Source organism: Kitasatospora sp. UYEF31, assembly GCF_057291755.1.
Map to the genome: position 1 here is coordinate 1 of NZ_JBXAWK010000001.1, position 26,408 is coordinate 26,408.

General features: G+C 67.4%; 20 protein-coding genes and 1 pseudogene. 11 read left to right on the top strand and 10 right to left on the bottom strand.

Features of this window, described 5'->3' with window-relative positions:
- Positions 1-332 precede the first annotated feature (332 nt).
- Complete coding sequence (locus tag AC0Z36_RS00005; RefSeq protein ID WP_485460485.1) at positions 333-3,323, top strand: sacsin N-terminal ATP-binding-like domain-containing protein; 2,991 nt, start codon at positions 333-335, stop codon at positions 3,321-3,323.
- A gap of 193 nt (positions 3,324-3,516) precedes the next feature.
- Here AC0Z36_RS00005 and AC0Z36_RS00010 read toward each other — a convergent pair whose 3' ends face one another.
- Complete coding sequence (locus AC0Z36_RS00010; protein ID WP_485460486.1) at positions 3,517-5,880, bottom strand: cation-translocating P-type ATPase; 2,364 nt, start codon at positions 5,878-5,880, stop codon at positions 3,517-3,519.
- Between the two features lie 90 nt (positions 5,881-5,970).
- Positions 5,971-6,408, bottom strand: a complete 438-nt coding sequence (locus tag AC0Z36_RS00015) for a hypothetical protein (RefSeq protein ID WP_485460487.1) — start codon at positions 6,406-6,408, stop codon at positions 5,971-5,973.
- A gap of 177 nt (positions 6,409-6,585) precedes the next feature.
- Between AC0Z36_RS00015 and AC0Z36_RS00020 the strand changes: the two genes are divergently transcribed.
- The 3 genes from AC0Z36_RS00020 (at position 6,586) to AC0Z36_RS00030 (ending at position 9,511) form a co-directional block, all read left to right on the top strand.
- Positions 6,586-8,064, top strand: coding sequence for an NCS2 family permease (locus AC0Z36_RS00020; protein WP_485460488.1), 1,479 nt, complete (start codon positions 6,586-6,588; stop codon positions 8,062-8,064).
- 58 nt (positions 8,065-8,122) lie between these two features.
- Positions 8,123-8,569 carry a MarR family winged helix-turn-helix transcriptional regulator gene (locus AC0Z36_RS00025; RefSeq protein ID WP_485460489.1) on the top strand — a complete coding sequence of 149 codons (447 nt, stop codon included), beginning with the start codon at positions 8,123-8,125 and terminating at the stop codon, positions 8,567-8,569.
- A gap of 210 nt (positions 8,570-8,779) precedes the next feature.
- A complete protein-coding gene (locus tag AC0Z36_RS00030) occupies positions 8,780-9,511 on the top strand; it encodes a maleylpyruvate isomerase family mycothiol-dependent enzyme (RefSeq protein ID WP_485460490.1) in 732 nt (243 codons plus the stop codon).
- A 331-nt stretch (positions 9,512-9,842) separates the two neighbouring features.
- Here the strand turns inward: AC0Z36_RS00030 and AC0Z36_RS00035 are convergent, their stop codons facing one another.
- Positions 9,843-10,574: a 3-keto-5-aminohexanoate cleavage protein gene (locus tag AC0Z36_RS00035; protein WP_485460491.1), complete on the bottom strand. Its 732-nt coding sequence runs from the start codon at positions 10,572-10,574 to the stop codon at positions 9,843-9,845.
- A 165-nt stretch (positions 10,575-10,739) separates the two neighbouring features.
- Between AC0Z36_RS00035 and AC0Z36_RS00040 the strand changes: the two genes are divergently transcribed.
- Both AC0Z36_RS00040 and AC0Z36_RS00045 read left to right on the top strand, forming a co-directional pair.
- Entirely contained in the window at positions 10,740-11,783 is a 1,044-nt protein-coding gene (locus AC0Z36_RS00040) for a hypothetical protein (RefSeq protein ID WP_485460492.1), read from the top strand.
- Positions 11,784-11,923: 140 nt separating this feature from the next.
- On the top strand, positions 11,924-12,817 hold the full coding sequence (locus tag AC0Z36_RS00045) for an NAD(P)H-binding protein (protein ID WP_485460493.1): 894 nt from the start codon (positions 11,924-11,926) through the stop codon (positions 12,815-12,817).
- Between the two features lie 181 nt (positions 12,818-12,998).
- Here AC0Z36_RS00045 and serC read toward each other — a convergent pair whose 3' ends face one another.
- Positions 12,999-14,126, bottom strand: a complete 1,128-nt coding sequence (gene serC / locus AC0Z36_RS00050; protein WP_485460658.1) for a phosphoserine transaminase — start codon at positions 14,124-14,126, stop codon at positions 12,999-13,001.
- Between the two features lie 213 nt (positions 14,127-14,339).
- The gene (locus AC0Z36_RS00055; protein WP_485460494.1) at positions 14,340-14,729 is read right to left on the bottom strand and encodes a hypothetical protein; all 390 of its coding nucleotides are present in this window, start codon (positions 14,727-14,729) and stop codon (positions 14,340-14,342) included.
- Positions 14,730-15,089: 360 nt separating this feature from the next.
- On the opposite strand from AC0Z36_RS00055, the gene AC0Z36_RS00060 reads away from it, so the two are divergent.
- A complete protein-coding gene (locus AC0Z36_RS00060; protein WP_485460659.1) occupies positions 15,090-17,822 on the top strand; it encodes an FAD-binding and (Fe-S)-binding domain-containing protein in 2,733 nt (910 codons plus the stop codon).
- Here AC0Z36_RS00060 and AC0Z36_RS00065 read toward each other — a convergent pair.
- From AC0Z36_RS00065 to AC0Z36_RS00085, 5 genes are read right to left on the bottom strand one after another with little or no spacing between them, the layout of a single operon-like run.
- On the bottom strand, positions 17,789-19,543 hold the full coding sequence (locus tag AC0Z36_RS00065) for a hypothetical protein (protein ID WP_485460495.1): 1,755 nt from the start codon (positions 19,541-19,543) through the stop codon (positions 17,789-17,791). The genes AC0Z36_RS00060 and AC0Z36_RS00065 overlap by 34 nt on opposite strands.
- An 18-nt stretch (positions 19,544-19,561) precedes the next feature.
- Positions 19,562-20,407, bottom strand: a complete 846-nt coding sequence (locus tag AC0Z36_RS00070) for a nucleic acid/nucleotide deaminase domain-containing protein (protein WP_485460496.1) — start codon at positions 20,405-20,407, stop codon at positions 19,562-19,564.
- A 12-nt stretch (positions 20,408-20,419) separates the two neighbouring features.
- Positions 20,420-21,052, bottom strand: coding sequence for an SUKH-4 family immunity protein (locus tag AC0Z36_RS00075; protein WP_485460497.1), 633 nt, complete (start codon positions 21,050-21,052; stop codon positions 20,420-20,422).
- A 27-nt stretch (positions 21,053-21,079) separates the two neighbouring features.
- A complete protein-coding gene (locus tag AC0Z36_RS00080) occupies positions 21,080-22,456 on the bottom strand; it encodes a nucleic acid/nucleotide deaminase domain-containing protein (RefSeq protein ID WP_485460498.1) in 1,377 nt (458 codons plus the stop codon).
- Entirely contained in the window at positions 22,456-23,118 is a 663-nt protein-coding gene (locus tag AC0Z36_RS00085; protein ID WP_485460499.1) for a WXG100-like domain-containing protein, read from the bottom strand. Before AC0Z36_RS00085 ends, AC0Z36_RS00080 begins: the two co-directional genes overlap by 1 nt.
- Before the next feature lie 260 nt (positions 23,119-23,378).
- Between AC0Z36_RS00085 and AC0Z36_RS00090 the strand changes: the two are divergent.
- The 4 genes and pseudogenes from AC0Z36_RS00090 to AC0Z36_RS00105 form a co-directional block, all read left to right on the top strand.
- Positions 23,379-23,735 (top strand): annotated as a pseudogene (locus tag AC0Z36_RS00090) (hypothetical protein); the annotation flags it as partial.
- Positions 23,683-23,961, top strand: a complete 279-nt coding sequence (locus AC0Z36_RS00095; protein WP_485460500.1) for a type II toxin-antitoxin system Phd/YefM family antitoxin — start codon at positions 23,683-23,685, stop codon at positions 23,959-23,961. The pseudogene AC0Z36_RS00090 and the gene AC0Z36_RS00095, both read left to right, overlap by 53 nt.
- Positions 23,958-24,362: a PIN domain-containing protein gene (locus tag AC0Z36_RS00100; protein ID WP_485460501.1), complete on the top strand. Its 405-nt coding sequence runs from the start codon at positions 23,958-23,960 to the stop codon at positions 24,360-24,362. The genes AC0Z36_RS00095 and AC0Z36_RS00100 overlap by 4 nt, the downstream gene beginning before the upstream one ends.
- A 383-nt stretch (positions 24,363-24,745) precedes the next feature.
- Positions 24,746-26,311 (top strand): APC family permease, encoded by a 1,566-nt coding sequence (locus tag AC0Z36_RS00105; protein WP_485460502.1) that lies wholly within the window; start codon positions 24,746-24,748, stop codon positions 26,309-26,311.
- The last annotated feature ends 97 nt before the right edge of the window (positions 26,312-26,408 follow it).

Genomic DNA, 26,408 nt, shown 5'->3' on the forward strand with positions numbered 1-26,408 from the left:
CTGAATGCTTTCTCGACAATCGCATCCTGGCAGGTCAGGGGCACCTTTTCAGTTCAACTTGACGGTTGGTCAACTTCCGTTGAATAGGCGAGGCCAGTGGGGGCGTACTCGTCGGTCCGTGAATTTTATCGCGCGGATCACTGACCCCTCTCCGGCGGTTGATCACCGTCTCATCCGCCTGTCCGTGCTGATGGCCAACCGCATCATGGACCAGACCGGCTGCGACGCCCCACGACTCTCCGTACCGCCCGCGACCTGAGCGCACCAGCCACAACCACCCCGCCCGCCCCACGGATTTGCCAACCCGCGCGTCCCTCGGCAGGTTTGCCGCCATGACCATCGATGACCACTTCGGCACCGCGGCCCAGCGCCGCACGGTTCTGGACGCGTGGACTGCCTCCCCCGCACGCTTCCGCGAAGACGCCAACGCCGAGGAGGAGCTTGTCCTCGGCGGCTACCGGGACCGGCTCATCGTCGAACTTGCCCAGAACGCCGCCGACGCGGCGGCTAGAGCGGGTACCCCGGGGCGACTGCGGCTGACCCTCCGTGACACGACCCTCCACGCGGCGAACACCGGAGCCCCGCTCACCGCCGAAGGCGTTGCGGCGCTCTCCACCCTCCGGGCCTCCGCAAAACGGGACGAACAGGCCGTCGGGCGCTTCGGCGTCGGATTCGCCTCCGTGTTGAGCGTCACAGACGAACCGCGGATGCTCTCCCGGTCCGGCGCGGCGCGCTGGTCCCTGACGGAGACGCGGCAGCTCGTCGGCGCGGTCCCCGCACTGGCCGCCGAAGCAGCGGGACGCGACGGCGGAGTCCCCGTACTGCGCCTGCCGTTCCCGGCCGACGGGAAGCCCGCCGACGGTTACGACACCGAAGCTGTGCTGCCACTGCGCGACGACACCGCCGTGCAGCTCGTCCGCCGACTGCTGACCGAAGTCGACGACGCACTTCTCCTCACCCTGCCGGGGCTCGCCGAAGTCATCATCGAAACGGATGACGGCGTACGGGTCCTGAGTCGCGCGGAAGACGGCGACACCGTCGTCGTCACGGACGACGGAACCACCACCCGCTGGCGGGTGGCACAGTCCGCCGGGCCGCTCACCGCGGACCTCGTCGCCGACCGGCCGGTGGAGGAACGCCGCCGGGCCGCGTGGTCGGTTCTCTGGGCCGTACCGGTCGACGCCGCGGGAAACCCCGTACGGCCGGACCTGACCCCGGTCCTGCACGCGCCCACCCCGAGCGACGAACCCGTCAGCCTCCCCGCGCTGCTCGTCGCCACCTTCCCGATGGACCACACCCGGCGGCACGTCGCACCGGGACCGCTGCGGGCGTTCCTGGTCGGCCAGGCCGCGGACGCCTACGCGACGCTCCTGCGCGACTGGCCCGGAAACGCGGTCCCGCTGGTCCCCGGGCCGGTGGCCGAAGGCGAACTGGACGCCGAACTGCGCCGGGCGGTCCTGGCCAGGCTCGTTGAGACACCGTTTTTGGCGGCTGCCGCGCTTTCCGACGAAGGCAACGTCGTACGGCTGCGCCCGCGCGACGCCGTCGTTGTGGAGCGGGCCCGCGCCGAACTGGTGACCGCACTGACCCCCGTGCTGCCGGGCCTCCTCCCGGCGGGCCTTGACCGCTCGCCGGCGTTGCGGATCCTCGACGTCCGGCGGCTGCCGCTGGCCGAAGTCGTGGACCTGCTCGGCGGCCTGGACCGGGAACCTTCGTGGTGGCGGGAGCTGTACGCGTCCTTCGACCCGGCCGACGCCGAAGCGCTCGGCGCCCTGCCGGTGCCGCTGGCCGACGGACGCCAGGTCCGCGGACCGCGCCACCTGCTGCTGCCAGGCCCGGACACCCCCAAGCACCTGGACGCCCTCGGCCTCCGCGTCGTTCACCCCGACGCGGTGCACCCCCTCCTCGAACGCCTCGGCGCGGTCCCGGCGGTCCCGCGCGCGGTCCTCGCCGACCCGATGGTCCGGGCGGGCATGGAGGAGCCGGAGGACCTGCACGCGTTCGCTGAATCCGTCCTGGAACTCGTCCGGGCCGCACATCTGACACCCGGTGAAGAACCTTGGCTGAACGGCCTGTTGCTGCCCGACGAGGACGGCGAACCGACCCCGGCCGGAGAACTCCTGCTGCCCGGCGGCCCGCTGGCCGCACTGGTTGAGCCGGATGCGCTCGCCCTGCTCGACGCGGAGTTCGCCGACCGCTGGGGCGCCGAAGTCCTGGAAGCTGTCGGGGTGTTGGGCACCTTCACCCTCGTCACCGACGAAGATGTCCCACTCGACGCGGACGAGGTCAGCCACGACCTCGAAGGCGAAGAGGACTGGCTGGACGACGTCCTGGACAGCCTCGGTGACCAGGACTTCCCGCCGGTCCTGTCCACGATGACGGCCGTACGCGACCTTGACCTGATCGCCGACGACGCCTGGGGCGAGGCGCTGGAGATCCTGTCCCGACCGCCGCTGCGCACCGCGATCGTCGACCCCGCGCGGGTGCTGCTTCCGGACGGCACACGTACGGATGTCATTCCGTACGCCGCCTGGTGGCTTCGGGACCACCCCGTCCTCGACGGGCGCAGGCCGGCCGGCCTGCTGGTCTCCGACGACGCTTCGTTGCTCCAGGGGCTGTACGACCAGGTCGATTCGCACCTGGACCGGGTGTTCCTGACCGCCCTCGGCGTCCGGACGACCCTGGAGACGCTGCTCGCCGAACCCGGCGGCGCGGACGAACTCCTCGACCGCCTCGCCGACCACACCCTTACGGTCGGCCGGGACCAGCTCCGCAAGCTCTACACGGCACTCGCCGACACCGACCCGGACCACGTCGAAGCCCCGGCGACGGTACGCGCGGTCCGGCAGGGCCAACTCGTGGTCGTACGCTCGGCGGACGCGTACATCGGCGACGCCCCCGACCTGGCGGCACTGCTGGTGGACGACCCCGACAGTGGAGTGGTCCCCGTACACCCCGACAAGGCCGCGCGCCTGTCCGACGTACTCGACATTCCGCTGTTGTCCGAGGCGCTGACCGGCGAGGTGCTGTCCGAAGGCGAGGAACACCCGGTTCCCGACGCGGTGTTGGCTGCTTTGCCCGGTTCCCCGCCCACCTACGTCGAGCATGAGGAGCTGCTCGTCGCCGGACCCGACGGGGAAGCCGTCGAAGCTGACTGGCGCTACGTGGGCGGCGTCGTACACGCGACGACCTTCGAGGGCCTGGCCCGCGGACTGGCCTGGGCGGCGCAGGAGTGGCACCGCCGCTTCGAGGTGGCACAGCTGCTCGCCGACCCGTCACTGGCCGGACTGCTCGACGCGGAACGGGACTTCGACGGGGTCTGAGCTCATCGCGCCGGATTCCGCACCGCTCCGGGCTGCCTTGCGGCCCGGAGCGGTGGCACGTCGGATGTCAGGCCGCCGGCTCGCTGAAGATCGTGGTGAGTTTCCGCTCGCGCAGGGTCTTCCAGCTGCTGTGGCTCATTGCTCCACCTCTCCAGTCTCGATGACACGGACGAACTCCTGGGTACGGGCGGGACTACGCCGGAGCCTGCTCCGGCTTCCGCCGCTCCGAGCGCCGCCACACCAGCTCAAGGAGCACGATCGACACCGCGACCAGGCCGAGCGCCGCGCCGGAACTGGTCCAGCTGACCAGCGAGAGGTCGAACGCCTTCCGCAGCGGTCCGATGGTGAGCACGAGCAGGAAGGCCAGGCCCATCACCGAGACCAGCGCGACCCGCCACCAGGTGTACGGTCGGGCGATCATCGCGAGCACCCACATCGAGCACAGGAACAGCGTCAGGGTGGCGATGGTGGTGTTGGCCTGCTTGTCGTTCCCCATGTCCGCGCGGGCGATCAAGTACGCGGCGAACGACGCGCCACCGCAGATCAGCCCGGCGGGGACGGCGAAGTGCAGGACCCGGCTGACAAATCCGGTACGGGCCCGCTCATGGTTGGGCGCCAAGGCCAGGAAGAACGCCGGAGTGCCGATCGTCAGCGCGTTCAGCAGCGTCATGTGGCGGGGGAGGAACGGGTAGACCACCTGGGTCGCGGCCACCAGAACCGCGAGCAGCACCGCATACACCGTTTTGGTCAGGAACAGGTTCGAGACGCGCTCGATGTTGCCGATGACCCGGCGCCCTTCAGCGACCACCGAGGGCAGGGTGGCGAAACTGTTGTTCAGCAGGACGATCTGCGCCACCGCCCGGGTGGCCTCACTGCCGGAGCCCATCGCCACACCGATGTCCGCGTCCTTGAGCGCGAGCACGTCGTTGACCCCGTCGCCGGTCATCGCCACCGTGTGGCCGCGGGACTGCAACGCGCCGACCATGTCGCGCTTCTGCTGCGGCGTCACCCGGCCGAAGACGGTGTTTTTCTCCAGGATGTCGGCCAGCTCGTTCTGGTCCTTCGGGAGCGTCCGGGCGTCCACTGGATGTTCCGCGCCGGGGATGCCGAGCTTGGTGGCGACCGCCCCGACCGACACCGCGTTGTCCCCGGAGATGATTTTCGTCTGGACGTTCTGCCCGGCGAAGTAGCGCAGTGTCTCCGCCGCGTCGGGCCGCAGCCGCTGCTCCAGGATCAGGATCGCGGCGGGCGTGATCGCATCGTCGATCGTGGGGTCGTCGATCGCCTTGTCCGCGTGCGCGACGAGCAGGACCCGCAGCCCCTGCTTGTTCAGCTCCTCGATCTCGGCCAGCGCCTCGTGCCCGGCGGGCAGCAGCACGTCCGGCGCGCCCATCAGCCACGACCCGTGTCCTTCGAACGACGCCCCGCTCCATTTGCGCGCGGAGGAGAACGGCATCGTGCCGGTGGTCTGCCACCCGTCGGGCACCGGGTAGGCGTCGACCACCGCCTGCAGGCTCGCGTTGGGCCGCGGGTCGGTCGTGCCGAGAGCGCCCAGCGCCTCGGCGACGGGGACGCTGTCGTCGAGGATGCGCGTCTCGGACACGTCCATCCCGCCCTCGGTGAGGGTCCCGGTCTTGTCCAGGCACACCACGCTCACCCGGGCCAGGCCCTCAATCGCCGGGAGTTCCTGCACAAGGCACTGCTGGCGGCCGAGCCGCACGACACCGACCGCGAAGGCGATCGAGGTCATCAGCACCAGGCCTTCGGGGATCATCGGCACGATGCCGCTGATGGTCTGCCGTACGGCTTCGAGGAAATCGTGCTTACTGGCCAGCATCTGCGACGCGGCCAGGGCGATCGACACCGGCACGAGCAGCCAGGTGACGTACTTGAGGATCGTGTTGACGCCGTTGCGCAGCTCGGAGTCGACGAGGGTGAACCGGCTGGCCTCCTCGGCGAGCTGGGCGGCGTACGCCTCACGGCCGACCTTGGTCGCGGTGAACGTGCCGTGCCCGGAGACCACGAAGCTGCCGGACATCATCGGGTCGCCGGGCTTCTTGTGCACCGGGTCGGCCTCACCGGTGAGCAGCGACTCGTCGACCTCAAGCCCTTCGGCCTCACCGACCTCACCGTCCACGACGATCTTGTCGCCCGAGCCGAGCTCGATCACATCGTCGAGCACCAACTGGTTCGAGGGGATCTCGACGGTGCCACCGTCCCGCCGCACCCGGGGCTTGGTCTCCCCGACGACGGCGAGGTTGTCCAGGGTCTTCTTGGCCCGCAGCTCCTGGAAGATCCCGATGCCGGTGTTGATGAAGATGATGAAGCCGAACAGGGTGTCGGCCAGCGGCGCGATGATCAGCATGATCACAAAGAGTGTGCCGATCACCGCGTTGAACAGCGTGAAGACGTTCGCTTTGACGATCTCCCCGAGACTGCGCGAGGACCGTGTCGGCACATCGTTGACCTTGCCCCGCGCGATCCGTTCGGCGACTTCAGCCGAAGTCAGGCCGGTGGCGGGGGAGGCAGCCGGGGGCGCGGGGGTGGCGGCAGTCATAAGGAGACGCTACGTCACGGAACGTGATAGTTCCTGATGATGCGTCTGTACGGGTGAGCGGATTGGCCGGCTCCTACCCGCGTTTGTCCGTCAGGCCGACCCTGTTCCTTCGCGGACTTCGTTGGCTTCGCGGACTTCGTTGGCTTCGTGCTCTGCGCTTTCTGCGCTTTCTGCGTGCTCTTCGCGCTCTTCGTGGCTGAGCCGGATCGCTTCACGGCGGCGCCGGACGTACCAGAGCCCGAGCAGACCGAGCCCGGTCGCGGCCAGCGCGCACCACGGCCACCAGCCCCTGCCGTCCTCGTCCAGGGTTTCGCGGAAGGGCAGCAGGGCGACGAAGACGACCAGACACAACACGGTGCCCCAGCCGACGAGCTTCGCCTCGTCGGACTCGAGCGGCTGGATCTCCTCCGGGGCGGCGTCCGCCGCGGGTGTCCGGGCCACCGGCTCGTTCACGGCCGGGTGTGATCCGGTGCCGGCCTTGGCCTGCCCGTCCGGTGCGGTGCGGCGCCTCTTCCCGTGGCTGCTCATGCGCCACAGATTAGCCGCAGCGCGGCCACGCGCCCGGCTGTGGTCTCCCGGCTACCCGGTTTGGGGCGGCGAAGGGCCGTGGTTGATCCTTATGTGGTCCCTACCTGGAGCTTTTCTGGAATCAATGGCGATCGCAGGGTCGAGCTCCGCCGCCACTCCGCAGCAGCTAGGAACTCCATGTCCGCCGATGCCGCACCGGCCACCGGCCGGCGCACCGCGCCCGCTTCGCCCGACGCTTCACCCGCCGCCCCGAAGAGCGGCCTGGACCGCTTCTTCAAGATCTCCGAGCGGGGCTCGACCCTCGGCCGGGAGACCCGCGGCGGCCTGGCCACCTTCTTTGCGATGGCCTACATCATCGTGCTGAACCCGATCATCCTCGGGTCCGCAACGGACAAGTACGGCCAGCACCTGTCGCAGGGGCAGCTCGTCACCTCGACGGTGTTCGTCGCCGCGCTCATGACGGTCCTCATGGGCGTCGTCGGCAACATCCCGCTCGCGCTCGCCGCGGGTCTGGGCATCAACTCCATGGTCGCCTTCCAGATCGCCCCGCAGATGGGCTGGGACGACGCCATGGGCCTGGTGGTCCTGGAGGGCATCGGCCTGCTCGTGCTCGCCGTCACCGGGCTGCGCGAAGCCATCATGAACGCCATCCCGCTGGCCCTGAAGCAGGCGATCAGCGTCGGCATCGGTCTGTTCGTCACCCTCGTCGGCCTGGTCAGCGCGGGCGTCGTCAGCCGCATCCCGGACGCCGCGCACTCGACCGTCCCGGTCACCCTCGGCACCGGTGGCAACCTCAAGGGCTGGCCGATGCTGGTGTTCTGCTTCGGCTTGCTGCTCACCATCGTCCTGATGGCCCGGAAGATCCCCGGCGCGATCCTGATCGGCATCGTCTCCTCGACCGTCCTGTCGGTCGTCATCCACAATGCCGCGGGCATGGACGCCAAGGAGTGGGGCCTCACCGCACCTGAGGCCACCGGCGTCATCGACACCCCCGACTTCGGGCTGTTCGGCGACTTCAGCCTCTTCGGCGCGTTCTCCCACGTCGGCTTCCTCACCGCCACCCTGTTGATCTTCACGCTCCTCCTGTCGAACTTCTTCGACGGCATGGGCACGATCATCGGCGTCAGCCGCGAGGCCGGGCTGCTCGGTAAGAACGGCGAAGTGCCGGGCCTGGGCCGCATCCTCACCGTCGAGTCGCTGGGCGCGATCGCCGGCGGCGGCACCTCCGCGTCCTCCAACACGGTGTTCGTCGAGTCGACGGCCGGGGTGGGCGAAGGCGCGCGTACGGGCTTCGCCAACCTCATCACCGGCGGACTGTTCGCGCTGGCACTGCTGTTCACCCCACTGGCCACGCTCGTCCCGGCCCAGGCCGCCACCCCCGCCCTGGTGGTCGTCGGCGCGCTGATGATGATGCAGGTCAAGCACATCGACTGGGACGACTTCACGGTCGCAGTCCCGGCCTTCCTGACCATCGCGCTCATGCCCTTCACGTACTCGATCACCACCGGCATCGGCGCGGGCTTCATCGCGTACGTCGTCCTCAAGGCCGCAGTCGGCAAGGCCCGCGAGCTCCCGTGGCTGCTGTGGGTCGTGGGGGCGCTGTTCGTGGTCCACTTCGGCATTGACCCGATCGAACAGGTGTTGGACGCCAAGTAGCCGCCCCAGCCCGGACTGGTCCCCCGCGGCACCGCGGCGGACCGGTAGGTTGACGGGCGTGTCCACCACCTCACATGACACTGCCGAAGTCAGCCCCCCCGCCATCGCCACGCTGCGGGCGTCCGTGCTCAAGCTCGCCCGGCGGCTGCGCAGCCAGCGGCCCGACGAAACGCTCAGCCCGACCCAGCTCTCGGTGCTCGGCGTGCTGGTCGCGCGAGGGCCGATGACCCCCGGTGACCTGGCGCGTTTCGAGAAGGTCCAGCCGCCGTCGATGACCCGGGTGATCGCCTCCCTGGAGGACCGCGGACTGGTCCTGCGGGAGCAGCACACTGAGGACCGGCGGCAGATCGTGGTCTCCACGACGGAGACCGCCGCCGCGGTGGTGGCTGAAAGCAAGCGGTTGGGCAACGCCTGGCTGACCGAGCATGTGGCACAGCTGACGGCCGAAGAGCTGACGGTCCTGCGCGCGGCCGTCCCGGTCCTGGAGCGTCTCGCCCAGATGTGATCGACCGGCCCGTGCCCTGGCCGAAGTCGGCGCCCAGATGTGATCGCAAGGGCCCCGACCGGTACGGACTGCGCAAAACGACCAGAACTGTTCGCGTACGGTCAAAAGGTCAAGATTCGCCCATCGGCAGGGCAATCCTTGTGATTCATTACGCTATCTGAGTGATATTCGCCATCGACACCCGTTCATGAGGGCTGAAACCCTTGACGGATGGACCATGTGCGCTTCCAGAACCATTTCCGTACGGAGGGGCGCCGCCTGGCCGAGGCGGCTGCTGAAGATCTCCGTGCGCCTGTTCCCTCCTGCCCCGGCTGGTCGGTGGCCGACCTGGTACGTCACTCGTCAGCCGTCTTCCACGACACGGCCGGGAGGCTTTCCGCCACAACCGTCGAGCGGCCACCTGGCATCGTTCCCGACGAATCCTCCGACCGGTTGATCGACCGGTACGTCCAGCACCACGCGCTGCTCTACGCGGAACTGAGCCGCCGCGGACCCGAGGACCCCGACGCACCCGACACCCGGACCGGCGAGCAGCGCTCGTACTGGTTCCGGCGGATGGCACTCGAAGCAGCCGTCCACCGGTTCGACGTCGAACAGGCGGTCGGCGACCCGGCGCCCATCGACCAGGCCCTGGCCCTGGAGGGCATCGACGAGGCCCTGCGGGTGCTGCTGCCGCGCCGCTACGACGGTGCCGCGGACGACCCGGCCTCCGGGCGCACCGTCGCCGTCAACTGCCTGCACCACTACTGGCGGATCACCCTGCACGAAGGCGAGGCGAGCATCGACCGCGAACAGGGGTTCGCCGACGCGGGCGTCAGCGGCGACCCGACCGACCTGCTGCTCTACCTGTGGGGCCGGCGTCCGGGGACGGTCGTGTCGCGCACCGGGGACCACCTGGTCCTGGCCGCGTTCCGGCACCGCCTGGCCGCCGCGATGCGCTGACCGGTTGCTGACACCGGCCGCTGACCGGCGGTTGACCGGCGGTTGACCGGCCCCAGCGCGGCTGCGGGACGACCGCGCGGGACGACCTCAGGACGGTGGGTAGTCTCGAAGGATGAACCCGCGCACCCGTACCCGTGTCGTCAGCATCGCCTTGATCATGCTCGTGGTCGTGGGGATCGTCGGTTCGCTGCTGCGTTGACCGCGGCGAGTTGACCGCGGCGAGCTGACCGCGCCCCGTCGGCCACGTGGCGTCGGCCCTCCGGCGCCGCCGGGTGACCCCCTTGTCCTGTGCGCACCGGATCGCAGGACGAAGGTGCTACCCGGCGGCGCTTCACCGGGCCTGCGCCCGCACCCGGTCCGTCGCGACCCGCACCAGCGTCGCGTTGTTGAGCGTCCGCTTTCCCTGCGGGTCGTAGAGCGTGTCCTCCAGGCCGGTCCGCACTTCCAGACCCGCGTCCAGGGCCGCGTCGAGGACCGGCCAGGCGGCGGCGTCCATCCCGTGCAGGAGCCGCGGTGCGATCACCTTGCGCTCGTCGAGCAGCTCCTGGATCCGGTCCGCGTCCGCCAGCGCCCGCACCGGGTCCTGCTCCATCACCTCGACCAGGATCCGCACACACAGGTCCGCGAGGCCCTCGCCGACCAGCAGGTCCACCCCCGCCGTCGACCAGATCCCCGCCTCCACCCCGACACCGAGTGACACCAGCGTGCGGACCAGGTCCACCGCGCCGGGCTCGTGCAGGTTCACCGAGGCGAGGTCGGGTAACACCGTCCACGACCGGATGGCGTCAAGGCGCCGCTCCGGGTCGGTCTCCACCCACGCCCCGGTGGTCACCCCGACGGGAGTGCCGGGTACCGCCGAGCGGATCGCCCGCACCACCAGCCGCAGGACATCGCCGTCCAGGGTCTCGTGGCCGTGCCGGTCCCGCGGGTGCACATGGACTATCCGGGCCCCGGCGCCCACCACGGCCCTGCTGTCGGCGGCCAGCTGGGCGGGGGTCAGCGGCAGCGCGGGATGCTCGTCCGGGCGGCGAGAACCGTTCAGACAGGCCTGGATCAAGGTCATGGCAGCTCCCGAGGGGCCTTGGCCCGTGGACCCGGGCCCAGTGGTTCGTCGTGAAGAGCGGTTTCCTATGGGAACGCCGAAGTGCCTCCCCGCGCAATGGGCTGTGGCCGGATCGCGACACCAATGTGGACCGGCGTCTCCGGGCGGCCTGGCAGTCTTGGCCCCATGGCACGGACAAGTACGTTCACTTCGATCGCAGCCGCACTGCTGCTCAGCGCGCTCGCCACCACGACGGCCACGGTCACGGCCGTCGCGGCAGCGGCGTCCGACGACGGCGAGCAGGTCGCGTTCAAGATCAAGGATGCGAGGATCACCGAATCGAGCGGGCTGGCCGCGAGCGCCCAGCACCCCGGCGTCTACTGGACGCACAACGACAGCGACGACGGCGCGATGCTGTACGCGATCGACTCCGCGGGCGAGACGCGGGCGACCGTCACCCTCCAGGGCGTCGACGCGCGCGACTGGGAGGCCGTGTCGGTCGGCAAGGACGACAGCGGGCGGCCCGCGGTCTTCGTCGGGGACATCGGCGACAACCTCAAGGGCCAGTGGCCTGAGGTGTACATCTACCGGATCCCCGAACCGGTGGAGCTGAAGGACCAGACGGTCACTGCGGTCAAGTACCGGGTGAAGTACGAGGACGGCCCCCGGGACGCTGAGGCGATGCTCGTCGACCCACGCACCAACAAGCTCTACATCGCCAGCAAGCAGGAACCGGCCAAGGCCGGGCTGTACGTCCAGCCCGACGTCCTCGACCCGAAGAAGGTCAACACCTTCAAGCGCGTGTCTCCGGCGCCCGGCACAGTCACCGACGGCTCGTTCTCCCCGGACGGCAGCCGGATCGTCCTGCGCGGCTACTTCTCCGCGACGATGTTCTCAAAGGAGCCGGACTCCGCACCGAAGGAGATCGGCCCGGTCAGCCTGCCGCTGCAACGGCAGGGTGAGTCAGCGGCCTTCGCACCCGACGGCAAGGCCGTCATGTTCGGCAGCGAGGGCAAGGACAGCCAGGTCTGGCGGGTCGGGCTGACCGGTGACCTGCGGCCCGATTCGGTGCGGACGGCGGGGAGCAACGCCGCTGCGGACCCGGCCACGCCGGGTGCGGCCGGGAAGAAGGGCGAAAGCACGGCGAAGAAGGCGGGGCCGTGGTTCCTGGCGGCGCTGGCGGTGGCCCTGGTGGTCGTGGGTTACCGAAAGTTGGGCAAAAAGGACTGATTTCCGACTAAGGACCCTGTGGGTGTGTGGGTCCTGGGCGCGCGCAGCTCCGTACAGCGAATGCCGCTTGTGCGCTTACGCCACTCAGTGGCATATTGCTCCTGTCGGAGTTTTCTCCATCTTTACCTGAAGAGGACGACATGAGTGATGTATCGGTCGAATCCGGTTCTTTGGCGCCCGACCTCCCCACGACTCAGAAGCCAGTCCTCGTGCTCGGCGGCACCGGGAAGACCGGCCGACGGGTCGCGGCCCAGCTGGCTGGACGCGGCGTGCCGGTCCGGGCGGCCTCCCGCTCCGCCGGGCAGCGCTTCGACTGGCTGGACGAGACGACCTGGGGCCCCGCGCTCGACGGAGTGTCCGGCGTGTACATCGTGCAGAACGACGGCGACCTGAGGACCCGCGCCTTCGTCGGACACGCGGTCGCGAACGGCGTCGAGCGGCTGGTCCTGCTCTCGGCGCGCGGGGTCGACACGCCTGGCTACTACGGGGAGGACCCCGACGCGATGAAGGCCGTCCTGGACGCCGAGGCCGCAGTGCGCGGGTCAGGCCTCACGTGGACGATCCTCCGCCCCGGCTGGTTCGCCCAGAACTTCAGTGAGGGAATCTTCCACGACCCCGTCCTGCAAGGGGAGTTGCGGCTCCCTGCCGGAGACGGCACGGCGAGCTGGATCGACGTCGAGGACGTCGCGGCGGTGGCGGTCGCCGCGCTCACGGAGGACGGCCACGCCGGGCAGACCTACGAGATGTCCGGGCCCGGGGTGGTCACCATCGACGAGGCCCTCACCCTCATCGCCGCGGCGACCGGCCACGAGGCCCGCTACACACCGCTGTCCGCCGAAGAGTTCATCGCCGAACTCACCGGCCACGGCGTGTCAGCCGTCGAGGCGGCCCTGTGGGGCGCCGCGCTCCTGCCGATCGCGAACGGCTTCGAGAAGAAGATCTCCGACGGCGTCCAGCGGGCGCTGGGCCGCGAACCCCGCGACTTCGCCGGCTTCGTGAAGTCCGCGGCGGCCTCCGGCGCTTGGACACCCTGACCTGCCGCCTACGCGGAACGCTCGGCCGGGGAACCCCGGCCGAGCGTTCTACGTGAACTGACTGGCAGATCAGGCGAGCTCGCCCACCACGTAGTCGACGCACTCCGTCAGCGCCTCAACGTCAGCCGGGTGGCTCTGTCCGCCGGGGGGCAACCCCCCGGACCCCCTGCAACGTGGTAATTCAGCCGGCGAGCTCGCCCACCACGTAGTCGACGCACTCCGTCAGCGCCTCAACGTCAGCCGGGTGAATCGCCGGGAACATCGCGACCCGCAGCTGGTTGCGGCCCAGCTTGCGGTAGGGCTCGGTGTCCACGATGCCGTTGGCCCGCAGCACCTTCGCCACGGCTGCGGCGTCCACCGAGTCGGCGAAGTCGATGGTGCCGATGACCTGCGAGCGCTGCGCCGGGTCGACGACGAACGGCGAGGCGTACGGCGACTTCTCGGCCCAGGCGTACAGGCGTGAGGACGAGTCGGCCGTACGGGCGACCGCCCAGTCCAGGCCGCCGTTGCCGTTCAGCCACTCCAACTGCTCGTTGAGCAGGAAGAGGGTGGACAGCGCCGGGGTGTTGTACGTCTGGTTCTTCGACGAGTTGTCGATCGCCGTCGGCAGGTCGAAGAACGTCGGGATGTAGCGGTCCGACGCGCCGATCCGCGCGGCGCGTTCGAGCGCGGCGGGGGAGAAGGCGGCGATCCACAGGCCGCCGTCGGCCGCGAAGCACTTCTGCGGGGCGAAGTAGTAGACGTCCGACTCGGTGATGTCGACCGGCAGGCCGCCGGCGCCGCTGGTGGCGTCGACCAGGACCAGCGAGCCCTCGTCACCGCCGACGGGACGGACAATCGGCATCGCGACGCCGGTGGAGGTCTCGTTGTGGGTGAGTGCGTACACGTCCACACCGGCCTCGGCGACCGGCAGCGGGTGCGTGCCCGGCTCGGACTTGACGACCGTCGGGTCGTCGAGCCACGGCGCGGCCTTGGTGGCGGCGGCGAACTTCGAGGAGAACTCGCCGAAGTGCAGGTGCTGCGACTTGCGTTCGACCAGGCCGAACGCGGCGATGTCCCAGAACGCGGTGGACCCGCCGTTGCCGAGCACCACTTCGTAGCCCGCGGGGAGGGAGAACAGGTCGCTTACGCCCTGGCGCACCCGTCCGACCAGGTCCTTTACAGGCGCCTGACGGTGGGACGTGCCCAGCAGGGAAGTGCCGGTAGCGGCGAGCGCGTCGAGCGCTTCGGTCCGCACCTTGGACGGGCCCGCACCGAATCTGCCGTCGGCGGGCTTCAGGCTGTCAGGAATCTGGATCTGCGCTTTGATCTCGGCCACGCGTTGAGCCTAGCCCGCGCGATTGGCCTGCGATGCCAGGTCCGTGTGCTGAGATGCCCGCAGGCGGCCTGGAGGCGGGAGTTGGAGAGAACTTTTACAAATGCCGGACGGCCGAATCGATTCGTCCGATCCGGCCGTCCGGCGTACAGGGGACCGTCCGGGCCGCCGCAATCGGCCCGCGCGGTTACTGGGTCCTACTCAGTACTACTTGGCCCAGGAGTGCGGGAGCGTGGCGTCGAGGCCGAGCAGGCTGGAGCCCATGTCCTTGGACCCGTCGGCCTTGGAGGAGTACCAGGCGCCGCCGAGGCTGATGCCCAGGCTGCCCAGGCTGCTGCCGACGCTGTGGTGGCCCGGGCCGTGGCCGTCGCTGGCCATCGCGTACGGGAGCTGCACGTCGAGGCCCGTGTTCGTGCCCATGGTCGTGGAACCGTCGGCAGCCTGCGCGTAGTGGTTGCCGGCGAGGGTGCCGGAGACGCCGCCGAGGCCCGTACCCGAGTCGGCGTGCGCCGAGGAGGCGGTGACCAGGGCGAGCGGGACGGTGGCGAGGGCTGCCGCGGCGGCCGTGATGACCACGCGGGAGGTGAGCTTGCGCATGAGTTTGAGTCCTTCTCCGTTGAGAGTGGTGCACTGCCAAGCGAGCTCCGTCAAGGCACTGGCCAGATTGCCAAAACAAGGAGGCTAAATCCGCTTATGTCCAGTTAGTGCAGCATGTCCGGCGTGTCGCTAATGCTCCATTCGTGTATGAGAAGAGACGGAAAAGCCTGTCTAGGGCCTTTTGGGTTATCTGAAAGTGGGTAGTCGATCTTGAATACGTCCGACCACGAAGAACGCCGCACAGAACGCCGCACAGAACGCCGCACAGAACGCCGCACAGAACGCCACGGGGCGCGCCGGGTAGAAGTCCACGCGGAACGCGCCGAATACGCAGCGGCTGCCGGGCAGGCGGCCCGGGAACTGACCGCCGCCGGAATCGACGTCCGCCACGACCCCGGCAGCCGCGCCCTCTATTCCATGGACGCCTCCAACTACCGCATCGTCCCGGCCGCCGTCGCCCTGCCACGCACCACCGACGAACTCCACGCCGTCATCGCCGCGTGCCGGGTCGCAGACCTCCCCCTGACCGTCCGCGGCGGCGGCACCAGCATCGGCGGCCAGGCCGTCGGCCCCGGACTCGTCGTCGACACCTCCCGGCACCTCAACCGCGTCCTGGAACTCGACCCCGACACCCGCACGGCCCGCGTGCAGCCGGGCGTCGTCCTCGACGACCTGAACCGCGCCGCCGCAGAACACGGACTCACCTTCGGACCCGACCCCTCCACCCACAGCCGCTGCTCCCTCGGCGGCATGATCGGCAACGACGCCTGCGGTTCCCACTCAGTGGCCTGGGGGCGCACCAGCGCCAGCGTCGACGCGCTCACCGTCCTCACCTATGACGGCAGCGTCGTCACCGCGGGGCCGCACGGACTGACCGGCACCGGGCGGGCCGAGCAGATCAGGAAGAGCCTGTACGGATTGACCGACGCCAACCTCGCCGCCCTGCGCACCGGCTTCCCGCAGTTGCCGCGCCGGGTCTCCGGCTACGCCCTGGACCGGCTGCTCCCCGAGCACGGGCGGGACATCACCAGATCCCTGGTCGGCACAGAGGGCACCTGCGCGACGCTTTCCGAGGCGACCGTACGACTCGTTGAACTCCCCAAGGCCCGGGCGCTGGCGGTGCTCGGCTTCGCGGACGAAACGGCTGCCGCCGACGCCGTCCCGGCAGTCCTTCCGTACGGGCCGCTGACCGTCGAAAGCCTCTCGCCCGAACTCGCCCGCGGGGCGACGGGACTGCCCCGGGGCGGTGCCTGGCTGTTCATCGAAACCGGCGGCGACACCCTGGCGGAAGCTGAGGCCAAGGCGCTTGCGGTAGCCAAGACGGCCCCCGACTCCCTTGTTGTCACCGACCGGGCCGCACAGCGCGCGCTGTGGCGCGTCCGCGAGGAAGCCTCCGGCACCGCCACCCGCATGGCTGACGGCTCCGAGGCCTGGCCGGGCTGGGAGGACACCGCGGTGCCGCCCGAACGCCTCGGCTCCTACCTGCGTGACTTCCGGAAACTGATGAAGCGGTACGGGCTGCGCGGCCTCCCGTACGGGCACTTCGGCGAAGGCTGCATCCACGTACGCCTCGACTTCGACCTGATCACTCATCAGGGAGTCGGGATCTTCCGGGAGTTCTCCGCCGAACTCGCCGACCTGGTCGTCTCCTACGACGGCTCGCTCTCCGGCGAACACGGCGACGGCCGGGCCCGGGCCGAATTCCTGCCGAAGATGTACGGGCCGGAAATGACCGGGCTCTTCGCGACGTACAAAGGAATCTGGGACCCCGCCGACCGGATGAATCCCGGAGTCCTCGTCCGACCCGCGCGAATCGACGAGAACATCCGCTTCGTCGGCATGCCGGTAAAGCCAGCCACCGTATTCACCTATCCGCACGACGGCGGCGACCTCTCCGCGGCCGTCCGCCGCTGCGTCGGTGTCGGCAAATGCCGTGACACTTCGTCAACCAGTGTCATGTGCCCGTCGTTCCGCGCCACCGGTGAGGAGAAGGACTCCACCCGGGGCCGCGCCAGGCTGCTGCACGAGATGCTCATCGGCGACACCATCACCGACGGCTGGCAGTCCGAAGAAGTACGCGACGCCCTCGACCTGTGCCTGTCCTGCAAAAGCTGTCGCAGCGACTGCCCCGTCGACGTGGACATGGCCACCTACAAAGCCGAGTTCCTGCACCACCACTACAAGGGCCGATTGCGCCCGCTGCCGCACTACACGCTGGGGTTCCTGCCCTTGTGGGCGCGTGCGATCGGCAGCTTTCCGGGACTCGCCCGTACGGTGAACTCCCTTGCACCATATGCTGGTTCACCTCTTCTGCGGTGCGCTGGACTCGACGCGCAACGCGAACTGCCGACCTTCGCACCGCAGCCCTTCACCCACTGGTTCAAGAACCGGCCCCGGAGCAACTCCGGGCCGAGAATCGTCCTGTGGCCGGACACCTTCACCAACTACTTCACGCCGTCGGCCGGCATCGCCGCCGTCGAAGTCCTGGAGGCCGCCGGGCTCACCGTCCTGGTCCCGACGGGCCCCGTGTGCTGCGGGCTGACGTGGGTGTCCACCGGGCAGCTGGATACGGCAAAACGCGTCATGCGCCGGACGCTGCGCACGCTGAAACCCGCCTTGGACGCGGGAATTCCCATCGTCGGACTGGAGCCCTCCTGTGCGGCGGCACTCCGTACGGACGTCCCTGAACTGCTCGGAATTGAGCCACTGCCGGTCCGGACTTTCGCGCAGGCGCTGGAGGAGTTCGCCCCCCATTGGGAACCGCCTTATACCGGTGGGGAATTCACCGGTCAGCTCCACTGCCACCAGCACGCCGTCCTGGGCGACGCCGCCGAGCAACGTCTCCGTACGAAATCGGGCCTCGTCGGTGAACTGGCCGGTGGCTGCTGCGGGTTGGCCGGAAACTTCGGCTTCGAGGCCGGGCACCGGGAGATGTCGCTCGCGGTCGCCGAGGACCGGCTCCTGCCGGCGCTGCGGGCCGCCGCACCGGACGCTTTGCTGCTTGCCGACGGGTTCAGCTGCCGGACGCAGATCGCCCAGCTCGACGGGCGCACGGCAATTCACCTGGCCGAGTTGTTGGCCACTGCGTTGTAGTGGGGCCGGAGGCGCAAAGACACGATGCCATCGTGCATGCCGAGGATCACGTCGCCTTCCACCGTCACGGTGACAGCCTGGATGGGGGAGCCGAGGCGCAGGTCGAACGCAACCTCTGCGCCAAGGACACGGATCCTGACCAGCCCGTCGGACCATGCGGCGGCGAGGATCAGGCCGTCCGGTGTGGCTTGGGCGGCGAGTGCGGTCACCGGACAGGGGCGAGCGTCGAGACGCTCAAGGAGGGGAGAGGTGCCGGGGCTCCAGACCCGGATCCGACCGTCCGCGCTGCCGCTGAACAGGAGCGGGATGCCGTTGGTCGGCACGGTGGCGAGGGCGTTGACCGGACCAAGGTGCAGAGGAACGGCGACTGCACCATCCAGGTCAGCACGGTGGGTGTAAACAGCCCCTTTTGCGTCTCCCAGAGCCCATATCCCGTCTGAGGAAACGGTGAGCGCGGTCGGGGAGGCCACCGAGATGGTGCTTAGACGGTGCAGGTTCTCGAGACCGCTCGCCGTCGATTCGTCGCGGTTGTAGATCAACTCGGGTTCTGCTTCAACCACGATGACTGTGCCGGATGAGGAGAGGACCACGGTTTCGGTCGCTGTCTGGGCCATTGCGATCGGCTGGACGGGGTTGGGGACGGCTAGACGACCGACAGGGAGCCCAGAAGCGACGTTGATGATCCGCAGCGCCCCGACGGGGTCGGCGAGGAGGAGCATGTTCGCGTAGCGCCCGCTCCCAAGGGTGGAGGCGTGTACCGGACCGGGCCAGGAAGCGCCTCCAGCCGACCACTGGGTCCAGTTGATCTCCCACGGAACGGAGGATGCTGGATCGGCCAGTCGTTGCGCTGCTTCATCGTCGGTACCCAGCAGACGGCACCGCAGGACGGCGGCTCGTACAGCAGGATCTGCTTCATCGCACAAGGCCGGACCGGCGGCGATCCACGCAGCGGCCAGCGGACCGACCGCGTTGGCGGCACCGAGGACGCGGGTGACGTCCGCCGGGTCTGCAAGGGCCATCGCCGGTGGATCGCAGATCAGTTGAGCGGCAGTCAGCTTTTGACGGGTGTTCTTGATGGGCGGGGTTTTCCGGAGGACAGATCCTGGCCGCGGGTATACGTCGTCTGCCTGCGGCACGTCAGCCGATACTTGGCGATACCACCGGTCGAAACCGTCACGACCCGTCCAGCGATCTTGATCCAGATCTAGGACGGCGGGCTTGTCCACCGACGTGAAGGCTTCAGCCTCGGGAGTTCCCTCGGCGGCCTCGACCACCAGCCGGACATGCTCCAGGGCAAGCAGCGGGTCAAGCAGCCGGGTGACGATCTGCTGCGCCTCGCCGGGAAACTCGGGCTCGCCCGCGCGCGCCGTTTCAGCGATGACCAGCACGGTCCGACGGCGATCCTGGGAAAGCGCGGCGATGATCTGGCCAGGCGTGCGGGCATAAATGTTGAGCTGCTGCGCGAGTAGCCAGGTCAGGTGATCAACCGTCAGGCCGGCGGCGGATGCCTGTGCGTGGACCCGCAGAAGCTTAGGCGTCTCCGGAGCGGAGCACGTGGAGATCAGCCAGGCGAGCAGATGTGACTTGCCGACGCCGGGCGGACCGGAGACACGGCACAGTCGGGGCGCGCGCTGGTCGTGCAGCCACCCCAGCAGTGCTTGGCCTGCGGCTTGACGACCTGCGCTCAACGGCGTTACACGAAACGCCTGTTCATGTTGCATGTACGTCCTCGTGGGTATCTAACGGCGCTGTTTCTGTTCGGCCACATGCAGCATCAGGGCCTGGACACCGCGTTCCCGCGACTCAGCATTGGTTCCGTACTCGAAGCTGTGGGTGAACTCGGCTCCGGGGAATTCCTGACCGAGCCAGAGTGCGCAATAGTGACCGGGCAGCATGCAGGGTTCAAGCTCGGTATAGACCCCGGTAACCGCACCGCGCGGGGCACCCATACCTGAGAGCCGATGCCACAGCAGTTCCTCGGGGTGTGGTTGTCCGGGACGGCTGGTCTCGGTGATGATCTGTTTCGAACCGTCGCGGTCGGTGAACTCGAAGGCGGCGGAGGAACCGATGTTGAGTGGCTGCCGGATGTCGTCGAGCACGCGCGGCCACCAGCTCTCACGGACTTCGAAGACTGTCGGATCGATTTCCAGGAGGTACGAGCGGAGATCGCGGAAAGCCTCCAGCCCCTGCTCCTGGTTCTCCGCGCCGTGGATGCGCGAGAGCGTCAGATCGAGCGCGAGCAGTCCGCCGGCGAAGGTCGCAAGGTTGGAACTCACCGGCATTTCGGGGAAGTCCAGACCGAGAAGTGCGGCACGGACCGCACCGTCTTCGGCCAGGTATAGCTCGGCCCCACGGTCCCCGCCGAGGCGGAGCCGGTCGGCGAGGCGGCTTTCCGGGACGGGGAGTTCCTCGTCTGCCGCCCGGTCACCGACCGTCCACGGACCGCTTGTCGAAGGTGCGGTGAAGTACAGGCCGACTTGTACGGGAAGCCCGGTATCGGCCAATAGCGGTATGGCTACGGGGTACTGCCGCAGCCCGTCGCTGCCGAAGTGGTCTGAGAGGGCACGGGTGAGGTCGGCCGCCATGTGGATCCTTCCTTAGCCGAGTTCGCCGCTGGAGAATCTGTCGAAGCACTCGCCCCAGAGCCCTTCGGGATTTGAAAATGGGTAAGGGTCCACTGCTCCGACGGTTTCCTGGATCATTTCGGCTACCGGGTGGTATGTCTCGTACATGAGATCCGGATCGATGAGACTTCCGTCGGGCCAGTTTTGCGCCAACAGTAGGATCGTCATGCAGAATGATGTGAGGTCAGTGTGGATTTTGTCCTGCGCCGCTCCATCTGCCGAATCCCACCAGTTTGCATCGGCGTAGACTGCCCCGGTTCTGGACCCTACATAAATCCCGACATCCTCCACGATCCCGATGCCGAGGAGGTTCTCTTCACATGCCGGGATGATTTCGAATTCGGACTCCTCCGCGTGCGCCAAAATTTCACGTCCCGCTATCGGACGTGGATTGACCAGGAAGGACAGAGGTTCAAAGAACCATTTATAGCAAGGGATGCCGATGTCGCGGAGGAAATCCTTCGCCGCTTGATTTTCCAGATATTCGTCAAGGAGTTCATGGTTGAGGCGAATAACGCCATCGTCACCAAAATTTTCGACCAGTTGATTGCGGTTCAAATTGAATAGCATGTAACCATGATTCCTTTTGCTGAGGTTCGGAGCCACCGGCAAGTTTCCTAGTGTACAGCCGGATTATCGTGGATACACGTAGGCTCTGCTTCCAGCGGTTCCGGAATAATTTCCAGATCCGTGATTCTTTTCGAGATCCCTCATGTATTCCTTGAATGGGTCATTTCGATTGGCGCCCGAGTCTCCAGTGTCCGGCCGTTGACTGTCGTAATCGGCACCATGGGTGACGATTGGGGTGGTATGGGTTACCGGATTCTGCATGTGCAAAGAGATCCAACTTGCACAGTTCTGCCCTTTCTGGCAAGGGGTTCGTTCGGTGTACAGTTCATCAACGTGAAGTTGCTTACCTTTCGCAAGAATTGGGAGTCCGGTAATTCGTTCGGAATCCCCATAGTTGGGATCTGATTTGCTGGCGCCGACCAAGGTGAATGATTTCCCGTCCTCTGCGGCGTAGTGTAGTGATGCATAGTTATTGCCTCTGCTGTAATCAGATTCTGCTTTTCGGGAATCTTCGACGGCAAGCGAGAGTTGGGTGGGGGTCGATATCTGATTCGATTGGACCGGCTGGCGAGGTGGTCGCCCTGCTCTCATGTCGTCCATCACGGCTTTATCCCACTTGTCGCGAGAAAAATTAAACTCACTCTTCTGAGTCTTTGTGAGTTTGATGATCTCGCATGTTCCGGGTTTTAGGAATTGACTGAGTGGTCCGCTTCTGTCGCTTGTGTTGAGTGTGAACTTTGTCTGATTCTCAATCCGCCAGACGATTCCAGATTTATCTATCAGGTATACGGGTTCTTTCGAATCATCCCGCTTGGTTTTGGTTCCCGTTCCGGAGTTCGGATTGAGTTCGGCGAAGCGCTGGACGTTCAGCTCTTCGGCAGCGCCCCAGGCTGCGGAGACCAAGTCCAAGCCCACACGCACCGATTGCAGGATGGGCGCGATGGTACGGGACGCTGTCCGTTGTCTTGACCCCAGTTGTTCGAAGGACCGTCGGATCTCCTCTGTGTACCGGTCCCCACCCTTCAGCCCGGACCCGGCCTCATCAAGTGCTTTTTCCAGGTTGCGCTGGGCCACTGCCGTTGTTACGCCGACGTCGCCGATGCGGTCGGCGTGCTCCCGGAGCACTCCGGAATCGATCCGGCGACTGGAAGTACTGGTCGTGGGTGTTGAACGGGGAGGAGACGGACGGATCGGCGCGGGTGGGGACGCCGAAGGGGGAGCGTTGTTCGGAGCGGAAGGGTCCAGCACATCGGCGGTGCAGGGCTGCCTGCCACCCTTGGTGTTCTGCAGGACCTTCGGATTGACTTTGCCTGTCGAGGCGGAAGGCTTCTTCGAGTTGCCCCCGAGGCTAGGGATCTTGATCTTCGGCAGATGGATATCGATATCAATCTTGCCGCCGCCTTTGCCGCCGCCGCCTCGACCGCCCGCTGCTGCGGGCATCAGAGCAGTCCCTGGATCCGGGAGGATGGAGAACCCTGGGCAGCTGGAGTGCTCGATGGGGAATTGCCAGTCCCTATGCCGATGTTCTGGAGCCGTAAGCCTCGTTCAACGGCAGTATCCAGGCTGCGGGCGCTGTGAAGAAGGAAGTCTGCGACGTTGGTGGACATCGTCTCGAAGCCGGCCCGGAGGGAGTCGCCTACGTGGGTTACCTGAGGTAGGGATGCGATCTCACCCGGAGTCAAAGGCTGTTGGCCTGAAGCGGCCACCCCTTCCCGGTCGGCGCTGCTGATCGCGTCGCTGAGCAGGTGTAGCTGATCGACCGCCTGCTCCTTGGTGCTGGCGATGACTTCAGCCATGGAGCGAAGCTGCTCGGCAGCTGTTTCGAAGGCGGACACAGTGTCGTGCAGATGCTCCTCGGACACACGTGACCAATGGGCGCTGAAAGCGTCCGTGTCCTCACTCCTGTTCGCCTTGAAGATCTCGCGTGCAGCACTGTCGGCTTGGCTGCGGGCCTGGCCCAGAGCTTCGGCGTAGGCGGCCATGGCGTGCGCCGAGGCTGCCAGGGCATTCTCATCGATCGCGGGCCATTCAACGCCGGTGATGTGCAGCAGCGCGGCGAGCGGTGCGGGCGGCCGGGTTGTCATCAGGAGGTTCGGCAGCACGCGCTACACGAGCGCAAGAAAGCGGCGATTGATATTGAGCGGCTCCGGTGACTGCGCGTATCTGCGTGATGCAACTTGATCAGTTGCGACCATATGCGCAAGTACGCAGGGTGTCTAGTCGGATACGCCGCAATGTGACGCGCGTCGCTGTGTTGGTTGACGTAGCGTCACGGTGCGGCTCGACAGTGCGGAGTTGATTGCCGATCAAGTGCGAGTGGCTGTGCGCGCGGTACGGCTTGAGTGGCGAACTCCATTGAGTTTGCCATGAGTTGGCCGGAAACTTCGGCTTCGAGGCCGGGCGCCGGGAGATGTCGCTCGCGGTCGCCGAGGACCGGCTCCTGCCGGCGCTGCGGGCCGCGGCGCTGGACGCTCTGCTGCTCGCCGACGGGTTCAGCTGCCGGACGCAGATCGCCCACGTGGACGGCCGGAAAGCCGTCCACCTGGCCGAGCTCCTCGCGCACCGCTTGCCGGGGCGGCGAGGAGGTTCTGCCAAGTTCAGGCGCTTGAGAGTGGCTTGTCGGCACGCGTGTAGCGCAATGCATTACACCGCGATACGCTGGGTTCATGAAGACCATCACGCAGAGAGAGCTCGCCGCGCGCTCCAAGGCGGTGCTTGACGACGTCGAAGCCGGCGAGACATACCACATCACCCGTAACGGCACCGAGATCGCCGAGGTGCGTCCGCTCAGCGCCCGACGCCGTTTTGTCCCAGTGGACGAGCTCCAGCGGAAATGGCGCCATGCGCCGCGCGTCGACGCTGATCAGATGCGCGCGGAGGCCGACGAGTTCTTCGGCACCGAGGACCGCATCGGCAACGACGACAATCCGTGGGAGCGCGCATGACCGGCAGACGGCTTCGCGGGATGCTCGATACCTGTGTGGTCATCGACCTGTCAGTGATCGATTCCAGTGCGCTGCCCTTGGAGGCTGCTGTTTCCTCGATCGTGCTGGCGGAGCTGGCCCAGGGGGTGGCGATGACCAGGGATCCAGTGGAGATGATGGCGCGGGCCCAGCGTCTGGCGGATGTCGAAACGGACTTCGCGACCATCGCCTTCGACCGGGAGGCCGCCCGCAGGTTCGGCACCCTGGTCGCACTCACCGTCAAGGCGAAACGTGATCCGCGTCCCCGTCGGATGGACCTGATGATCGCGGCCACCGCTGCCGCACACGGTCTTCCGCTGTTCACCCGGAACGCGGCTGACTTCAAGGGGCTTGAGCTGGGCGTCGAGGTCATCGCTGTGTGACGGCCCGCGCTATCAGTGAGTGCTGCCAGTTCCATTGGGGATTCGTGGCACCAATGCGGTTACCGCCTGAGGCCGCCGGGGCAGAGGCCGCCGTCCTCGCCGACGGCCTCAGCGTTGGTGCGCAGATCGCCCAACCCGACAGACGGCGCGCCGCACACCTGGCCGAAACCCTCGCCCCCACTCGCGCCACCGGTTCCGTTGGACCCCTATGACAACGGACACAGTGTTGATCCCTTAACCGAACTCCTGACTCATTGTCGGTTGCAAGGGTCCCTGGATGCCGCGAAGCTGACGGCCCGTCGGATGGCGCCCCGCTCAACGGAGAGCCTGGACATCCGCGAGCTCATGCCGCATATCAGGCCGCACCCCTTGAAGGAGGTGGGATGTCCACCCAGCAGCAGCCCGTCGACAGTGCCAAAGTCGGCGACGCCCCCGAAGCTCCTGTTGAGCACACCAACAGACTCAAAGCGAACTCAGTCGGCCTGGTCGGTGTCGTGTTCATGGCGGTCGCCACCGCCGCCCCGATCACCGCGATGACCGGCAACCTGCCGATCATCGTCGGATCCGGCAACGGACTCGGCGGCTCCGCCGCGTACATCTTCGCGACGATCGTCCTGACGATCTTCTCCATCGGCTATGTCGCGATGGCCAAGCACATCACCGCCGCCGGTGCGTTCTACGGCTACATCTCGCACGGCCTCGGCCGTGTCGCGGGTATGGCATCCGGACTGCTCGCCGTACTCGCCTATGTGGTCTTCGAAGCGTCGATCATCGGCTTCTTCGCCTACTCGCTCAAGGGCTTGTTCGCCACCCAGCTCCACACCGACCTGCACTGGGGCTGGTTCGCGCTGTTCGGCCTCGCGGTCATCGCGATCATGGGCTTCTTCGACATCCACCTCACCGCGAAGGTCCTCGGCGTCGCGCTGGTCCTGGAGATCGCGGTCCTGGCGGCCGGCTCCTTCGCGGTCCTGTTCACCGGCGGCGGCCCCGACGGTTTTGTCACCGAGGCGGTCAACCCGCTCAACGCCTTCAAGGGCGTCAACGGCTCCGGTGCCGGAGCGGCCGGGCTCGGGCTGTTCTTCGCCTTCTGGTCCTGGGTCGGCTTCGAATCGACCGCGATGTACGGCGAGGAGTCCCGCGACCCGAAGAAGGTCGTCCCCCGCGCGACCATGATCTCAGTTGTCGGTGTCGGTCTCTTCTACGTGTTCGTCTCCTGGATGATGATCTCCGCCGCCGGCAAGGCCGGTGCGGTCGAACTCGCAGCCAAGGACGGCATGGCGCTGTTCTTCAACCCGTTGGGCGAGCACTTCGGCGCCTGGGCGGTGAAGGTCTTCCAGTGGCTGGTGGTCACCGGTTCCTTCGCCTGCGCGATGGCCTTCCACCAGTGCGCTTCGCGCTACCTCTACGCGATCGGCCGGGAAGGCTTCATCCACCCGGCCCTTGGCCGCACCCACCGCAAGTACGGTTCCCCGCACATTGCCTCGGTCGTCCAGTCGGTGATCGCCACCCTTCTGGTCGGCGCGTTCATCGTCGCCGGGATGGATCCGTACGTGCACCTCTACGGACTGCTCGCGCTGCTCGGCACGATGGCGATCCTGATCGTGCAGACGCTGTGCTCGTTCGCGGTTATCGGCTACTTCCACAAGCAGGGCAAGCACCCCGAGACCAAGCACTGGTTCCGGACGTTCACGGCACCACTGGTCGGTGGTGTGGCCATGGCGGCCGTGGTCGGCCTGCTCATCTACAACATGGATACTGCCGCCGGTGCCGCGTCCACCACCCTGCTGTTCAAGTGCATTCCGTACATCGTCGGGGTGTTCTTCTTCGGCGGCATCGGACTGGCGCTGTACATGAAGAAGGTCCGTCCCGAACGGTACGAGCAGATGGGCCGGATCGTGCTTGAAGAAGCCGCCGAGCGCCCCGCCGACGTGCCGGTCGTCACGGTCTGACCCTGGATCAACCGGCCCCGGGCCGTACGCCCGTTGTTATTCGGCACTGCGCTATTCGGCACTGCATTATTCGGCACTGCGTGCGGCCCGGGGCTTT

Bases quoted from the DNA above. Each gene is read 5' to 3' on its own strand.
- AC0Z36_RS00095 (WP_485460500.1), top strand. From the start codon at position 23,683: ATGAAGACCATCACGCAGAGAGAGCTCGCCGCGCGCTCCAAGGCGGTG.
- AC0Z36_RS00065 (WP_485460495.1), bottom strand. From the start codon at position 19,543: ATGCAACATGAACAGGCGTTTCGTGTAACGCCGTTGAGCGCAGGTCGT.
- AC0Z36_RS00055 (WP_485460494.1), bottom strand. From the start codon at position 14,729: ATGCGCAAGCTCACCTCCCGCGTGGTCATCACGGCCGCCGCGGCAGCC.
- AC0Z36_RS00105 (WP_485460502.1), top strand. From the start codon at position 24,746: ATGTCCACCCAGCAGCAGCCCGTCGACAGTGCCAAAGTCGGCGACGCC.
- AC0Z36_RS00070 (WP_485460496.1), bottom strand. From the start codon at position 20,407: ATGGCGGCCGACCTCACCCGTGCCCTCTCAGACCACTTCGGCAGCGAC.
- AC0Z36_RS00045 (WP_485460493.1), top strand. From the start codon at position 11,924: ATGAGTGATGTATCGGTCGAATCCGGTTCTTTGGCGCCCGACCTCCCC.
- AC0Z36_RS00020 (WP_485460488.1), top strand. From the start codon at position 6,586: ATGTCCGCCGATGCCGCACCGGCCACCGGCCGGCGCACCGCGCCCGCT.
- AC0Z36_RS00030 (WP_485460490.1), top strand. From the start codon at position 8,780: ATGGACCATGTGCGCTTCCAGAACCATTTCCGTACGGAGGGGCGCCGC.
- AC0Z36_RS00015 (WP_485460487.1), bottom strand. From the start codon at position 6,408: ATGAGCAGCCACGGGAAGAGGCGCCGCACCGCACCGGACGGGCAGGCC.
- AC0Z36_RS00035 (WP_485460491.1), bottom strand. From the start codon at position 10,574: ATGACCTTGATCCAGGCCTGTCTGAACGGTTCTCGCCGCCCGGACGAG.
- AC0Z36_RS00100 (WP_485460501.1), top strand. From the start codon at position 23,958: ATGACCGGCAGACGGCTTCGCGGGATGCTCGATACCTGTGTGGTCATC.
- AC0Z36_RS00080 (WP_485460498.1), bottom strand. From the start codon at position 22,456: ATGCCCGCAGCAGCGGGCGGTCGAGGCGGCGGCGGCAAAGGCGGCGGC.
- AC0Z36_RS00010 (WP_485460486.1), bottom strand. From the start codon at position 5,880: ATGACTGCCGCCACCCCCGCGCCCCCGGCTGCCTCCCCCGCCACCGGC.
- AC0Z36_RS00005 (WP_485460485.1), top strand. From the start codon at position 333: ATGACCATCGATGACCACTTCGGCACCGCGGCCCAGCGCCGCACGGTT.
- AC0Z36_RS00040 (WP_485460492.1), top strand. From the start codon at position 10,740: ATGGCACGGACAAGTACGTTCACTTCGATCGCAGCCGCACTGCTGCTC.